We start from the raw sequence: 14,003 nt of genomic DNA on the forward strand, positions 1-14,003 counted from the left end.
GGTCCGATATGCTCAAGTTGAAAGAAGAACTCAGAAGAAGTGTGCAGTACTTTATTAAGAAGATGCCCTGGGCGTACCAGGACCGCATCTACTACTTCCACAAGTTCAGAAAGCTGCCCAATCTGCGTCAGCCAAAAGTGTTCAACGAAAAGGTGTTGTACCGTAAATTTGTCTATGGCGATTACCAGAACTATGGCCGCCTGTCGGACAAATATTCGGTGCGTGAATTTATTGCCGAAAAAATCGGTAATGAATACCTGATTCCGCTGGTACACGAAACCACTGACCCGACCACGCTGAACAGCTTACCGTGCTGGAAAGGGACGGTGATTAAGCCGAACCACGCCTCCAACATGGTGGAGATTCTGCTGGAAGAGCCAGACGCGCTGCGCAAACAGCAGATTATTCACGACTGCTACCGCTGGCTGAAGACCGACTTCGCTAACGAAGCACGTGAGATCCACTATCGCTACATCAAGCCGCGCATCCTGGTGGAGAAATACATCGGTGATGGCAAAAGCGCGCCGATTGATTACAAGTTCCACATGTTCAACAAGCGTGATGGCAAGTTCGAATATGTGCTGCAGGTGATCTACAACCGCTGCCAGCCGCTGCTGTCGATGAACTTCTACGTGAATAACCTCAACGAGGCGTTTCACAAGATTCGCGATACCGGTCTGGATGTCTCGCCGATTCTGCCGTCACTGCAACATGCGCTCGATCTGAGCAAAAAGCTGGCCAGTGATTTCGATTACGTGCGGGTCGATTGGTATATCCATGAAGAACAGATCTATTTCGGTGAACTCACTTTCACGCCGGGTGCAGGCCTGGTGACCGGATTGGATCGGGGTTTAAACCAGATGATGGGAGATATGTGGATTCAGGACCGCCGCGGAACGCAGAGACCGGGCGTCACAGTGCAGGATGTTAATATCCCTGCCATGTTGAAGAAAGTTTAAGCACACACAGCAATGTAAAAAACCCCGCCTGGCGGGGTTTTTTATTGGCAAAAATCAGGCTATCAACGCGACAGTCTCAGCGTATCACTCGATCAGGGCATCGGCCATTCAGCAGGCGCCTGACTCATCACGTCGATAAAGGCGTGCTTAGAGATTTCCATGAAGTTGTGCACGTTTTCCATGCTCAGGGTAATTCCCATCAGACCGGTAACGAACCAGCAGGTCATGCCTAAACCAATCCCGCCACACATGAATGCCATCACATGATGACTATCCTGACGCAATTTGGTTTTCAGGGTGCTGGCGAAAAACATCATTACTGCGCTCAACAATTCCCAACGCATAACAAGCAGACTGGTGGTTAACGTAGCCATCGGCCGGACCTCAATATCAGTAAGTATTCCTGACAATTTGCGGACATCACCGGCGGCGGAAAAGCGTGTCAGGAAGTGCTTTAGCGCCGTCAACCCAGGTTCATAGTGTGACTTGGGTCACATTATATCACCCGATTTGAAATTTTGAACAAAATTTGACACTGGTATGGCAGGAAATTGTTGCAGATATGAACAGCGGGAAGGGCAAATCAGAGAGGCGATCAGGCACGCCCGAAGACGGGCGTCCTGACAGTTAACGGACCGGGCAGCACTCGCCGGTGGTGCGCTGGGTAAAGCTGGCCATGCTGTCATTGCAGCCGAAGCTCAGCAGGCGAGGGCGCTGAATCGCCTGACGGCGCATGGTGTGACGGTAGGCGGTAGGGGTTTGCGAGAACTGGCGGCGAAACACCCGCGAGAAGGTCTGCTGCGAGTCATAGCCGTACTGCATCGCGATATCAAACACCGGGCGCTGGGTCTGAGACAGCGCTTCGGCTGCCAGCGTCAGGCGGCGTTCACGGATATAGCCGCCAAGCGTCTGTTTGGTGACGGTACGGAACATCCGCTGCAGGTGCCATTTCGAATAACCCGATTTTGCTGCCACTTCATCAATGGACAAACTTTTGTCCAGATTCTGGTCAATCCAGTGCGTCAGGGAATGAATGATCTCTTCTTGCATCATGGCCTCATCCTTCTGGTGCTTAATAAGCGGTAATGGGAGTTTAGTCGTTTTGATGGGAAGCGAGTATAATTCCTCAAGTTAACTTGAGGTAAAGAGCCAGATGAAAAAAGATCGCAACTACCCCAAACCGGTATTAACGCCGGGCGAAGTGGCGCGCCGCAGCGGCGTCGCGGTGTCAGCGCTGCACTTCTATGAAACCAAAGGGCTGATATTCAGTACCCGTAACGGCGGTAATCAGCGGCGTTACAGCCGTGATGTGCTGCGACGCGTGGCTATCATCAAAATTGCGCAACGCATCGGTATTCCGCTGGCGACCGTCAGCGACAGCCTTGAGCATATTCCGGCCAATAAGCGGATGTCGGCCCCGGAGTGGGACGCCCTGACTCAGCACTGGCGCGAAGAGCTGGATAAGCGCATCGAAACCCTGACCCGGCTGCGCAACGACCTTGATGGCTGTATCGGCTGCGGCTGTCTGTCGATGCGCGATTGTCCGCTGCGCAATCCGGGCGATCGGCTGGGTCAGCAAGGGTCAGGAGCGGTGCTGCTCGACCCGGAACAGGACGGTAACCATCCGGACGCGGAGTGACGTCTATACTGGTGGGAGGTCAACACACAGGGAATCATGATGATCACCGTTCACCATCTCGAGCAATCACGTTCACATCGGGTGCTATGGCTGCTGGAAGAGCTGGAAGTGCCGTATCAGATCAAACGTTATCAACGCGAGCCAACCATGCTGGCGCCCGAGGCGCTGAAAAAAGTGCATCCGCTGGGAAAATCACCGGTGATTACCGATGAAAACCGGGTGGTGGCGGAATCCGGGGCGATTCTCGAGTATCTGGAACAGAAATATGATCACGAATTCCGGCTGAAGCTGAGTGATGAAGAGTCGCTGTTGCAGTCGCGCTACTGGCTGCACTACGCCGAGGGTTCGCTGATGCCGCTGCTGGTGATGAAGCTGATCTTCGGACAGATGGGGAAAGCGCCGGTGCCCTGGCTGCTGCGCCCGGTTGGCGCGGCGTTTGGCAAAGGGGTGCAGAAGGCCTGGCTCGATAAACAGCTGCAACCGCATATGAAAATGATTGAGCAGCATCTGGCGGCTAATCCGTGGTTCGCGGGTCAGCGCTTCAGTATCGCCGACATTCAGATGAGCTTTCCGCTGCTGGCCCTGGCGCAACGTGTCGGGATGGAGCAGATGCCGGCCAGTCAGAAATGGCTGCAAACCGTTCAGCAGCGTGCTGCCTGGCAGCGGGCTATCGATCAGGGCGGCGAACTCTCTCTGCCAGGTTAATCCTCTCTCTGCTGGCGCACCGTTTTTTTTCGTGCGGCGCTGCCAGTTGTTCAGCGTTTAAAAATGTCTGTAACTTCAACGCCTCAGCCGATGCGGCCAGCCGCTGCCTGGCCGAAAACGGCGCTCACCACCTGATCTTTATGCTGATTAATGTCCTTCCGCCAGTTGAAAATGTGCCGGTAAACGCCGGATAATCGTTTGCCTTTTTATCTGGCGGTCCTTTGACTGCCAACTATCTGCGGCAAGGTAAACGTTTGCCTGGTGGAATTACTCCATCAATGCAGCCGGATTACCCGCTTATTTCAGGGACAGCGACGGTCGCAGAGCGATCCACACTACAAAAAATCTTTGAGGCTCAACTATGTCAATTGAATCACGCCCGGCCAGTGGAAAACTGGACGCCTGGTTCGCGATCTCGGCGCGCGGCAGCTGCGTGCGTCAGGAAATTCTGGCCGGACTGACTACCTTTCTGGCGATGGTCTATTCGGTCATTGTGGTACCGGGCATGCTCGGTAAAGCCGGTTTCCCGCCAACCGCGGTATTTGTCGCCACCTGCCTGGTAGCCAGTTTCGGCTCCATCCTGATGGGGCTGTGGGCCAATCTGCCGATGGCGATTGGCTGCGCCATTTCGCTGACCGCCTTTACCGCCTTTAGCCTGGTGCTGGGCCAGCACATCAGCGTACCGGTCGCGCTCGGTGCGGTATTCCTGATGGGGTTGCTGTTTACCCTGATCTCGGTGACCGGCATTCGGGCGTGGATCCTGCGCAACCTGCCAATGGGCGTGGCGCATGGCACCGGCGTCGGAATTGGATTGTTCCTGCTGCTGATCGCGGCGGATGGCGTCGGTCTGGTGGTAAAAAACCCGGCACCGGGTTTGCCGGTTGCGCTGGGTCAGTTTGCTACTTTCCCGGTGATCATGACGCTGCTGGGACTGGCGGCGATTTTTGGCCTGGAAAAACGGCGGGTACCGGGCGGCATTCTGATGACGATTATCGCCATTTCGCTGCTCGGGCTGATCTTCGATCCGGCGGTGAGCTACAAAGGATTGTTTGCTCTGCCGAGCCTGCGTGACGCCAGCGGTCAGTCGCTGGTGTTCAGCCTCGACATCATGGGCGCGTTGCAGCCGGTGGTGCTGCCGAGCGTGCTGGCACTGGTAATGACCGCAGTATTTGACGCCACCGGCACCATTCGCGCGGTGGCGGGGCAGGCCAATCTGCTGGATAAGCAGGGCCAGATTATCAATGGCGGTCGCGCCCTGACGACCGATTCGGTCAGCAGCCTGTTTGCGGGCCTGGTCGGCGCGTCACCTGCGGCGGTGTATATCGAGTCAGCGGCCGGTACTGCGGCGGGCGGAAAAACCGGCCTGACCGCCATCGTGGTCGGCCTGCTGTTTATGGTGATCCTGTTTATGTCACCGCTGGCCTGGCTGGTACCGGCTTACGCTACCGCACCCGCGCTGATGTATGTCGGTCTGCTGATGCTGAGTAACGTGGCGAAAATCGACTTTAATGACTTCGTCGATGCGATGTCCGGCCTGTTGACCGCGGTGATTATCGTGCTGACCTGCAACATCGTCACCGGCATCATGATCGGCTTTGCCTCGCTGGTGGTCGGCCGCGTTTTTGCGGGTGAATGGCGCAGGCTGAACCTCGGGACGGTGCTGATCGCCGTAGCGCTGGTGGCGTTTTACGCCGGCGGCTGGGCGATCTGACTGATCAACCGGGCGCGCAGCGGTGCGTCCGGAATTTTTCACTTTTTTCCCGCCAGCCGCACGCGTAGCTGACCCTTCAGGCTTCGGTTTGTTTTACACTTTAGCGCTCAACAATGATTGAAAGATAACGACGCGCCTAAGGAAAGCATGGAAATCTTTTTTACTATTCTCATCATGACGCTGGTGGTGTCGCTCTCTGGCGTCGCTGCCCGTATTTTGCCCTTTCAGATCCCGCTGCCGCTGGTGCAGATCGCCGCTGGCGCACTGCTGGCCTGGCCCACTTTTGGTCTGCATGTAGATTTTGACCCGGAACTGTTTCTGGTGCTGTTTATCCCGCCGCTGCTGTTTGCTGACGGCTGGAAAACGCCAATCAGCGAGTTCCTGCATCATGGTCGCGAGATTATTGGCTTAGCGCTGGCGCTGGTATTGATTACCGTGGTCGGCATTGGCTATCTGATCTACTGGATGGTGCCCGGCATTCCGCTGATCCCGGCCTTTGCGCTGGCGGCGGTGCTGTCTCCGACCGATGCCGTGGCGCTCTCCGGGATTGTCGGCGAAGGGCGTATCCCGAAGAAAATCATGTCGATTGTGCAGGGCGAAGCCCTGATGAACGACGCGTCAGGTCTGGTGTCGCTGAAATTCGCCGTCGCCGTCGCGATGGGCACCATGGTATTTACCTGGGGCGGTGCCAGCGTCGAATTCCTGAAAGTGGCGATTGGTGGTCTGATCGCCGGTGTGGCGGTCTGCTGGCTGTACGGTAAATCGCTGCGCATACTCAGCCGCTGGAGCGGTGACGATCCGGCCACCCAGACCGTGCTGCTGCTGCTGCTGCCGTTCGCCTCTTACCTGATTGCGGAACACCTCGGCGTATCGGGTATCCTCGCGGCCGTCGCGGCGGGGATGACCATCACCCGCTCCGGCATTATCCGTCAGGCACCGCTGGCGATGCGTTTGCGCGCCAATAGCGTCTGGCAGATGCTGGAGTTCGTGTTCAACGGCATGGTGTTCCTGATGCTGGGCCTGCAGCTGCCGGACATTCTGCAAACCTCGGTGGATCAGGCTAATGCCGATCCAAACGTTGAGCTGTGGATGCTGTTCGCCGATATCGGGCTGGTCTATCTGGCGCTGATGCTGGTGCGTTTTGGCTGGCTGTTTATCATGCAGCGCTTCAGCAAACGCCTGCTGAAGAAGAAGCCGCTGGAGTTCTCCAACTACTCGCTGCGTGAACTGCTGATCGCTTCCTTTGCCGGCGTCCGCGGGGCGATTACCCTCGCTGGTGTGCTGTCGATTCCGCTGTTCCTCAGCAACGGTGATCCGTTCCCGGCGCGTTATGAGCTGGTGTTTATCGCCACCGGGGTGATCCTGTTCTCGCTGCTGGTCGGAGTGGTGATCCTGCCGATTCTGCTGCGCGGTATTGATACCATTGATAAAAGTGCGCATCGTCGTGAGCTGCAAAATGCCCGCGCGGTAATGGCCAGCGTGGCGATTGAGAGCCTGCATAAGATGGAAGCGCGACTGGAAAAAGAGTCGGACCAGAACATCGATCCGGAACTGCTGAAAGAGGTGAGTCTGCGGGTGATCGGCAACTTACGCCGCCGCGCTGAAGGGAAAAATGACCTTGAGCACGCGCTGTTCGCTGAGAACCTGGAGCGCCGCTTCCGCCTGACCGGCCTGCGTGCCGAACGGGCCGAGGTCTACCATCTGCGCGCGACCCAGCAGATCTCCAATGAGACGATGCAGAAACTGCTGCACGATCTCGACCTGCTTGAAGCATTACTGATCGAAAAAGAAGAGTAAGCCTCTGCCGGCACGCTGCACCGCCAGTGCAGCGTGCCGCCGGTTCAGACCGACAGGCGCGGTGCCTGGTCTGGCCAGTGTTCGCGGCAGCAGGCGATCCACGCCTGAGCGCTGCGCGACAGATAGTTACCTTCACGCCAGATCAAACCCAGACTCCACTTCAGCTCCGATTCCAGCGGTAGCCACAGCAACGACTGTTTATCCAGCCGCTGGCAGATTGGCTCCGGCAGAATCGCCAGCCCCATTTCCGCCTGCACCATCGCCGCCAGAAAATCCCACTGGCCGCTGCGTACCGCTACCGTTGGCGTCAGGTTCTGTCGCTGGAACGCCTGCATCAACTGCCGGTTCAGTGAAAACTCCTCATTAAAAATCAGCAGCGGATGTTGCGCCAGTTCGGCCAGCCCAATCTGGCTGCGACTCAGCCACTCCGGCCGGCGCGGCAGCAGCACGCACAGCGGGTGATGCATCAGCGGCAGGGTATTCAGCGGCAGCTCCGCATCAACCGGCAGCGCCGTCAGAGCAATATCAAGGCTGCCGGCCAGCACCGCCTGCTGCACGGTCAGGCCGCCGAACTCAGAAATTTTCAGCTTCACGCCAGGATAACGACGGCGAAAGGCGGAGATCGATCCGGCAATCTGCATACCGACCATCGGCGGAATGCCGAGCCGCAGTTCTCCGGTCTTCAGCTGGTTAATATCGCCGATCTCCGCTTCAAGCTGATGGAATTCCTGCAGAATCGCCACGCCACGCTGATAGACCGCCTGGCCGCTGTCGGTCAGGTGCAGGCGACGGCCATCACGCAGGATCAGGGTACAGCCCAGCTCTTCCTCCAGCTGGCGTAACATCTTGCTGATGGTCGGCTGGGTGACGAACAGTTTTTGCGCCGCGCGGGTGAAACTCTGCTGGCGCACCACTTCGGTAAAGTAACGCAGGGCACGAACGTCCATAACTATTCCTTTTCGGCATGATTCTAATAATATTAATTCATTTTTTTCACCTTCTGTCGGCGATTTATACTGTCCTCCTGAATTTAATCGGGGAGAAAAGGCGATGGCATTCGCAATCAGTTCACGCAGGCCCAGCCGGCTGCAATGGCTCAGCCTGCCGCTCCAGCTGGGGTTATATATCGGCGTCTTTGTCGCCTGTGAGCAACTGGTCAACTGGCTGCACCTGCCGCTGCCCGCCAATATTGTCGGCATGGTGCTGATGCTGGTGCTCATCGTCACCCGGATAGTGCCGCTGAGCTGGGTTAAAGCGGGCTCCCGCTGGTTACTGGCCGAGATGCTGCTGTTCTTTATTCCGGCGGTGGTGGCGGTGGTGAACTACGGCGACCTGCTGCGGGTGGACGGCTGGCGCATCTGCGTGGTGATTGGCGTCAGTACGATGCTGGTGCTGGCCTCGACGGCGCTGGTGGTTGATCGACTCTACCGCTATGAAATCGCGCGCGCTGCGCGTAAGCAGGCCGGCGATGCGTGATCTGATAATCAGCCTGTTGTGCGTGGTGGTGACGCTGCTGGTCTACGCACTGAATAAACGGCTTTATCGCCGCTGGCGCACGCTGCTGCTGATGCCGCTGGTCATGACGCCGGTGGTGCTGGTGGCGCTGCTGCTGCTGACTCACATCAGCTGGCAGGACTACATTGCCGAAAATCACTGGTTACTCTGGCTGCTGGGTCCGGCGACGCTGGCGTTTGCGGTGCCGGTGTATGAGAACGTGGCAATCATCAAACGCCACTGGCTGTCGCTCAGCGCCGGGGTGCTCACCGCCACGGTGGTCGCGGTGTGCAGCTCAGTATGGCTGGCGCGTCTGTTAACGCTGCCGGAGTCGATTCAGCGCAGCCTGGCGGTGCGCTCCATTACCACGCCGTTTGCGCTGGCGGCGGCCGGGCCGATTGGTGGCCAGCCAGATCTGGTGGCGCTGTTCGTGGTGATCACCGGCGTGTTTGGCATGGCGGTCGGCGATGTGCTGTTTCTGCGGATCGCGATTAAGCAGGGCGTGGCAAAAGGGGCAGGATTAGGTGCCGCCTCGCACGGTGCCGGTACGGCACGCGCGTATCAGATGGGCCCACAGGAGGGTGTGGTGGCCAGCCTGGTGATGATGCTGTCCGGCGTTGTTACCGTGGTACTGGCCCCGCTGATTGGCCACCTGATGTGGGCGATACCGGCGTAACCGGCGCGTCGTGCTGCCAGCCGTGGCGCGACACCGGACCGGTGACACGTATTTTTACGTAAAGCTTGCTAAATAATGTTGTCTCCGCGTTTCAGACTGTTAACCTTGCGGCCGAATTAATTGTCCTTCACGGAGTGGAATCATGTTTAAGCAACTTGTTACCGGGAGCGCACTTGGCCTCGTTTTACTGAGCGGTGCCGCTCAGGCAATCGAAGGCAGTGTTGACGTCAGCGAGCACAACACCAACCTGAATGTGGGTCTCGGCACCACAACCCCTGGCCTGTTTCTGAAAGGCAACTGGCTGCGCAGCGACCATGACGGCAGCACCTACGGTGCCGGTCTGGGTTACAACGTTGACTTCGGACCTCTGCGTCTGGCGCCGACCGCAAAAGCGATCTTCACCCATCCTGAAGATGGAAAAGATGGATTTGCGGTGGCGCTGGGTGGCGCAGCGCAATACAACTTCAACAGCATGTGGGGTCTGTATGGCGAATATTATTACGCGCCAGAATCCTTCACCGATCAGCTCGACAGCTACCAGGAAGCGGGCGGTGGCCTGAGCTTCACCCCGATTTCACTGCTTAACCTGCGCGTCGGTTATCAGTACATCGAGCTGAACAACAAAGATGGCCGTAAAGATAACGTGCTGGTCGACGGTCCGTACGTCGGCGCATCGCTGCGTTTCTGATTCTGCCGATCCTGAAAAAAGGGCGGTACCCTGTGGGGTGCCGCCCTTTTTTTATCTCGCGCTTAGCTGAAAACTAATGCGCTCTGCCCTGGTCGATGCCGGAGCCGGTCTGCGAGCGGATAAACTGCATCCGGAAGCGTGAACGCTCCTCCGCGCCCTGCTGCGAATGATCGGTAACCGAGAACAGCCAGGTGCCGATAAACGCAATCGCCATGGAGAACAGCGCCGGATACTCGTACGGATAGATTGGCTTAGCATGACCCAGCACCTGTACCCAGACCGTCGGGCCGAGGATCATCAGCACCACGGCGGTAATCAGCCCCAGCCAGCCACCGACCATCGCGCCGCGCGTGGTCAGCTTTGACCAGTACATCGACAGCAGAATGATCGGGAAGTTACAGCTGGCGGCAATCGAGAAGGCCAGTCCGACCATGAATGCGATGTTCTGCTTCTCAAACAGAATGCCCAGCGCAATCGCCACCACACCTAATACCAGCACGGTGATTTTAGAGACCCGCAGCTCATCACGTTCGCTTGCCTGACCTTTACGGTAGACGCTGGCGTAGAGGTCATGCGAGACCGCCGAGGCACCGGCCAGCGTTAAGCCCGCTACCACCGCCAGAATGGTGGCAAAGGCCACCGCCGAAATAAAGCCGAGGAAGGTACTGCCACCCACCGCGTTAGCCAGATGTACCGCTGCCATATTGGTGCCGCCAATCAGCGCGCCGCTGGCATCTTTAAAGGCCGGATTCGCGCCAACCAGCAAGATCGCACCGAAGCCGATAATAAAGGTCAGGAAGTAGAAGTAGCCCATAAAGCCGGTGGCCCAGAACACGCTTTTACGCGCCTCTTTGGCATCGGCCACGGTAAAGAAGCGCATCAGAATATGCGGCAGACCAGCGGTACCAAACATCAATCCCAGCCCGAGTGACAGCGCCGAAATCGGATCTTTTACCAGCCCGCCCGGTTGCATAATCGCGATCCCTTTCGGGTGGACCGCCATCGCTTCGGTAAACAGCGTGTTGAAGCTAAAGCCGGTGGTCTTCATGACCATCACCGCCATAAAGGTGGCACCAAACAGCAGCAGCACCGCCTTGATAATCTGTACCCAGGTGGTGGCGAGCATGCCGCCAAACAGCACATACATCACCATCAGAATGCCGACCAGCACCACCGCTACGTGATAGTTGAGGCCAAACAGCAGCTGAATCAGTTTACCGGCACCGACCATCTGGGCAATCAGATAGAGCGCCACCACCACCAGCGAGCCGCAGGCGGAGAGGGTACGGATCGGTTTCTGCTTCAGCCGATACGAGGCGACGTCGGCGAAGGTGTAGCGGCCCAGATTACGCAGCCGTTCGGCGATCAGGAACAGAATCATCGGCCAGCCGACTAAAAAGCCGAGCGAGTAGATCAGCCCGTCATAACCGGAGGTGTAAACCAGCGCCGAGATGCCAAGGAACGAGGCGGCAGACATAAAGTCGCCCGCCATCGCCAGCCCATTCTGGAAGCCGGTAATATTGCCGCCAGCGGTGTAGTAGTCGCTGCGCGAACGGGTGCGCTTAGACGCCCAGTAGGTAATGCCCAGCGTGGCCCCGACGAAAATCACAAACATGACGATCGCCTGATAGTTAACCGCCTGACGCTGCACTGCGCCGGTAATCGCATCGGCGGCCAGCGCCGAAAACGGCAGCAGCGCCGCCAGCATCCATAAGCAGAGACGTATCATGATTTCACCTCGCTCAGGATCGCTTTGGTCAGCCGGTCAAACTCGCCGTTGGCACGCCAGACGTAAATGCCGGTCAGCACAAACGACATCACGATCAGTCCGACACCGATGGGAATACCGCGGGTGACGTTGGTTCCCGGATGCAGCGGTGTGCCGAGCCAGCCTGGCGCAAAGGCGATCAGCAGGATAAAACCGACATACAGCACCAGCATAATCAGCGACAGCAGCGTGGCGAACGCCTGGCGCTTACCGACTAATTCATGAAAGCGGGGATTACGTTCAATCTGTTGGTAGATTGCATCCTGTTTCGAAAGGGCGTCATTCATCACATTTTCTCCAGAGGTCTTGCAGGCGTAAACCTCACGCCAGGGCGCGGGTTCGGCTGGTAATTTTATTTGTGACTACAGAAACACACTGCGTAGGGCGGGCATGGCGGGAAATGATCTTCCCGCCGGATAAGGTGCGCTTAAGGCATTTTGATCGACTGTTTCTCCTCAAGCAGTTTTTCCACTACGCCAGGATCGGCGAGGGTGGAGGTATCGCCGAGATTGCTGGTATCGCCGGTGGCGATTTTGCGCAGAATACGACGCATGATCTTGCCGGAGCGGGTTTTCGGCAGCGAGTCGGTCCAGTGCAGCACATCCGGGGTGGCAATCGGGCCGATCTCTTTACGTACCCAGTTACGCACTTCGGTATAGAGTTCGGGCGACGGCTCCTCACCGTGGTTCAGGGTGATGTAAGCATAAATCGCCTGGCCCTTGATGCTGTGCGGAATGCCGACCACTGCGGCTTCAGCAATTTTCGGATGTGACACCAGCGCCGACTCAATCTCGGCGGTGCCAAGACGGTGGCCGGAGACGTTGAGCACGTCATCCACACGGCCGGTGATCCAGTAATAGCCATCCTCATCACGACGCGCACCGTCGCCGCTGAAGTAGACATTTTTAAAGGTAGAGAAGTAGGTCTGCTCAAAGCGATCGTGGTCGCCATACAGCGTACGGGCCTGACCCGGCCAGGATTCGGTGATCACCAGATTGCCTTCACAGGCGCCTTGCTGCGGCTGGCCTTCATTATCCACCAGCGCCGGTTGTACCCCGAAGAACGGTTTAGTGGCCGATCCCGCTTTGAGTTCGGTCGCACCCGGCAGCGGGGTGATCATGAAGCCGCCGGTTTCAGTCTGCCACCAGGTATCGACGATTGGGCAGCGGCTGTTGCCGATTTTCTTGTAGTACCACTCCCAGGCTTCCGGGTTAATCGGTTCACCGACTGACCCCATGATGCGCAGGCTGCTACGGTCGGTTCCCTGGATCGCTTTATCACCTTCAGCCATCAGGGCGCGGATCGCGGTAGGGGCGGTATAGAGCAGCGTCACCTTATGTTTATCCACCACTTCCGCCATGCGGCTCGGCGTTGGCCAGTTCGGCACCCCTTCAAACATCAGGGTAGTCGCGCCACAGGCCAGCGGACCGTATAGCAGGTAGCTGTGGCCGGTTATCCAGCCGACGTCGGCGGTACACCAGTAGACGTCGTCCTGATGGTAATCGAAGACAAATTTAAAAGTGGTCGCCGCGTAGACCAGATAACCGCCGGTGGTGTGCAACACCCCTTTCGGCTTACCGGTCGAGCCGGAGGTATAAAGGATAAACAGCGGATCTTCCGCTCCGACTTCGGCCGGAGAATGGTTGGTGCTGGCATTCAGCATCAGCTCATGCCACCAGCGGTCGCGACCTTCGATCCAGCCGATATCGTTGCCGGTACGCTGGAACACCACCACGTTTTTCACGCTGGTGACGTTAGGATTTTTTAACGCATCATCGACATTTTTCTTCAGCGGGATGCTGCGTCCGGCACGGACACCTTCATCGGCGGTAATCACCAGCGAAGCGCTGGAATCGACGATCCTGCCGGCCACGGCTTCCGGCGAAAAACCACCAAAAATTACCGAATGGACGGCACCGATACGCGCACAGGCCAGCATCGCCACGGCGGCTTCCGGCACCATCGGCATATAGATCGCCACCACATCGCCTTTCTTCACCTTGAGCAATTCCAGCACGTTGGCGAAGCGACAGACTTCAGCATGCAGCTGGCGGAAGGTCAGGGTTTTGCTCTCACTGGCGTCGTCGCCTTCCCAGATAATCGCCGGGTGGTCGCCGCGGGTCTGCAAATGCCGGTCAAGGCAGTTTGCCGCCAGATTGAGCGTGCCATCTTCGTACCAGCGAATGTCAATGTTGCCCGGCGCAAACGAGCAGTTTTTCACTTTGCTGTAGGGCTTGATCCAGTCGAGGATTTTGCCCTGTTCGCCCCAGAACGTATCCGGATCAGCGACAGATTGCTGATACATCGTCTGATACTGTTCAGCGGTGATCAGCGTGTTTGCTGCAATATTCTCTGGAACGGGATGTTTATGTATTTGGCTCATGGCGGATCTCCTTGAAGTTGTTAATGATATGTCAATCAATGGTTAATTGAAGCCCGCGCTGAGGCTTTGTTTCTTTTTTGCGCCGTAGATCACGCCCTCAACACCGCGCGCGATAAAGGGCTGATGAAGCGGTAATTGGTGATAAGTCCCTGCTGGCAATAAGGAATAAAGGTGTAACTTTTT

Annotated in this window: 14 protein-coding genes; 8 read left to right on the plus strand and 6 right to left on the minus strand. The window is 57.3% G+C overall.

Annotated elements, in window-relative coordinates:
- Positions 1 to 8 precede the first annotated feature (8 nt).
- The gene (locus AABB92_RS13880; RefSeq protein ID WP_031375505.1) at positions 9 to 959 is read left to right on the plus strand and encodes an ATP-grasp fold amidoligase family protein; all 951 of its coding nucleotides are present in this window, start codon (positions 9 to 11) and stop codon (positions 957 to 959) included.
- A 92-nt stretch (positions 960 to 1,051) separates the two neighbouring features.
- On the opposite strand, the gene AABB92_RS13885 is transcribed toward AABB92_RS13880, so the two are convergent.
- Together AABB92_RS13885 and soxS are read right to left on the minus strand one after the other, a co-directional pair.
- Positions 1,052 to 1,333 (minus strand): YjcB family protein, encoded by a 282-nt coding sequence (locus tag AABB92_RS13885; protein ID WP_046288557.1) that lies wholly within the window; start codon positions 1,331 to 1,333, stop codon positions 1,052 to 1,054.
- Positions 1,334 to 1,586: 253 nt separating this feature from the next.
- The gene (soxS, locus tag AABB92_RS13890) at positions 1,587 to 2,012 is read right to left on the minus strand and encodes a superoxide response transcriptional regulator SoxS (protein WP_031375503.1); all 426 of its coding nucleotides are present in this window, start codon (positions 2,010 to 2,012) and stop codon (positions 1,587 to 1,589) included.
- 100 nt (positions 2,013 to 2,112) lie between these two features.
- On the opposite strand from soxS, the gene soxR reads away from it, so the two are divergent.
- From soxR to AABB92_RS13910, 4 genes are all read left to right on the plus strand, one after another.
- The gene (gene soxR, locus AABB92_RS13895) at positions 2,113 to 2,598 is read left to right on the plus strand and encodes a redox-sensitive transcriptional activator SoxR (protein ID WP_031375502.1); all 486 of its coding nucleotides are present in this window, start codon (positions 2,113 to 2,115) and stop codon (positions 2,596 to 2,598) included.
- Between the two features lie 39 nt (positions 2,599 to 2,637).
- The gene (locus tag AABB92_RS13900) at positions 2,638 to 3,303 is read left to right on the plus strand and encodes a glutathione S-transferase family protein (RefSeq protein WP_031375501.1); all 666 of its coding nucleotides are present in this window, start codon (positions 2,638 to 2,640) and stop codon (positions 3,301 to 3,303) included.
- Positions 3,304 to 3,664: 361 nt separating this feature from the next.
- The gene (locus tag AABB92_RS13905; RefSeq protein ID WP_046288558.1) at positions 3,665 to 5,014 is read left to right on the plus strand and encodes an NCS2 family permease; all 1,350 of its coding nucleotides are present in this window, start codon (positions 3,665 to 3,667) and stop codon (positions 5,012 to 5,014) included.
- 147 nt (positions 5,015 to 5,161) lie between these two features.
- Entirely contained in the window at positions 5,162 to 6,811 is a 1,650-nt protein-coding gene (locus AABB92_RS13910; RefSeq protein WP_031375500.1) for a Na+/H+ antiporter, read from the plus strand.
- A 44-nt stretch (positions 6,812 to 6,855) separates the two neighbouring features.
- Here the strand turns inward: AABB92_RS13910 and AABB92_RS13915 are convergent, their stop codons facing one another.
- The gene (locus tag AABB92_RS13915) at positions 6,856 to 7,758 is read right to left on the minus strand and encodes a LysR family transcriptional regulator (protein WP_031375499.1); all 903 of its coding nucleotides are present in this window, start codon (positions 7,756 to 7,758) and stop codon (positions 6,856 to 6,858) included.
- 103 nt (positions 7,759 to 7,861) lie between these two features.
- Between AABB92_RS13915 and AABB92_RS13920 the strand changes: the two genes are divergently transcribed.
- From AABB92_RS13920 to AABB92_RS13930, 3 genes are all read left to right on the plus strand, one after another.
- Entirely contained in the window at positions 7,862 to 8,287 is a 426-nt protein-coding gene (locus AABB92_RS13920) for a CidA/LrgA family protein (RefSeq protein ID WP_031375498.1), read from the plus strand.
- Complete coding sequence (locus AABB92_RS13925) at positions 8,280 to 8,981, plus strand: LrgB family protein (protein WP_031375497.1); 702 nt, start codon at positions 8,280 to 8,282, stop codon at positions 8,979 to 8,981. The genes AABB92_RS13920 and AABB92_RS13925 overlap by 8 nt, the downstream gene beginning before the upstream one ends.
- A gap of 142 nt (positions 8,982 to 9,123) precedes the next feature.
- The gene (locus AABB92_RS13930) at positions 9,124 to 9,669 is read left to right on the plus strand and encodes a YfaZ family outer membrane protein (RefSeq protein WP_031375496.1); all 546 of its coding nucleotides are present in this window, start codon (positions 9,124 to 9,126) and stop codon (positions 9,667 to 9,669) included.
- A 73-nt stretch (positions 9,670 to 9,742) separates the two neighbouring features.
- On the opposite strand, the gene actP is transcribed toward AABB92_RS13930, so the two are convergent.
- The 3 genes from actP to acs all read right to left on the minus strand — a co-directional run bounded on the left by actP (position 9,743) and on the right by acs (position 13,820).
- The gene (gene actP / locus AABB92_RS13935; protein WP_031375495.1) at positions 9,743 to 11,398 is read right to left on the minus strand and encodes a cation/acetate symporter ActP; all 1,656 of its coding nucleotides are present in this window, start codon (positions 11,396 to 11,398) and stop codon (positions 9,743 to 9,745) included.
- A complete protein-coding gene (locus AABB92_RS13940; RefSeq protein ID WP_031375494.1) occupies positions 11,395 to 11,724 on the minus strand; it encodes a DUF485 domain-containing protein in 330 nt (109 codons plus the stop codon). Before AABB92_RS13940 ends, actP begins: the two co-directional genes overlap by 4 nt.
- Positions 11,725 to 11,864: 140 nt before the next feature.
- Complete coding sequence (acs, locus tag AABB92_RS13945; RefSeq protein ID WP_031375493.1) at positions 11,865 to 13,820, minus strand: acetate--CoA ligase; 1,956 nt, start codon at positions 13,818 to 13,820, stop codon at positions 11,865 to 11,867.
- Between the last annotated feature and the right edge of the window lie 183 nt (positions 13,821 to 14,003).

Origin of the sequence: Pantoea brenneri (assembly GCF_038594305.1) — a bacterium.
GTDB classification, from domain to species: Bacteria; Pseudomonadota; Gammaproteobacteria; order Enterobacterales; family Enterobacteriaceae; genus Pantoea; species Pantoea brenneri.